This window comes from Geofilum rubicundum JCM 15548, from assembly GCF_000974365.1.
Lineage (GTDB): Bacteria > Bacteroidota > Bacteroidia > Bacteroidales > Marinilabiliaceae > Geofilum > Geofilum rubicundum.
In genome coordinates, this window is the sequence record NZ_BAZW01000192.1 from 1 (window position 1) to 750 (window position 750).

Sequence of the window (750 nt, forward strand, 5' to 3'; positions counted from 1 at the left end):
CGTTTGGCATTTCGAAGCACTTTCCTGTCAAGTTACAAGTACTTTTGACACGAGCTAAAGCGCTCGATAACCCACTGACTGCCAAATGTTTTATATACGATGTTGTGTGCTGGCATTCAATTCTGCTTTATTTCTTTTCTGTAATCGCCATCCGCTTTTTTCTTAAACCCATTACTCAACAATGCTTTCACAGAGAAAATATTTTCTTCAGAGGGGTCGGCTGATATTTCTTTTCCTCTTAGTGCCGTAACTATTTCTTCTAACTTATGAATAACTATTTTACTGATACCCTTATTCAGATATTCTTCTTCGCCAATCAAATAGCCAATTTCGTAAGTATGATTCTTTTCTGCAACATCACCGTATAAACCCTCAAAGTCGTGTCCTTTTTCCTCTATGTTTTTCAGAAAAAAACAGTCGGCGAGAAGACAGTATCCGATTTTTCGGTTGTTATGATAGACGATAAAATGCGTCAAGAAATCGTATTTGCCATCTTTGTTGATTATTTCATCCAACCAAGCTTTGCGTTGTTCTTCCCCATCGGGGCACAGCCGTTTGTAGATATATTCTTTGTCGAGCCATTTCTCGAATAAGGGTATATCTTCGGATTGGAACGGTTTTAATACAATTTCGCTTTTGTTTATCGTCATATTATTCTTTTATTGCATCTTTAAATTTATCAAGTAGCGGACGTTTAGGTTGCCGATAACGCATGATTTAACCTCTTAAACCCCAATGCTTTATACACGA

General features: G+C 37.2%; 1 protein-coding gene. It reads right to left on the minus strand.

The window, feature by feature from the left end:
* Nucleotides 1–116: 116 nt before the first annotated feature.
* Nucleotides 117–650 carry a GNAT family N-acetyltransferase gene (locus JCM15548_RS20730; RefSeq protein ID WP_062129153.1) on the minus strand — a complete coding sequence of 178 codons (534 nt, stop codon included), beginning with the start codon at nt 648–650 and terminating at the stop codon, nt 117–119.
* Nucleotides 651–750: the final 100 nt, after the last annotated feature.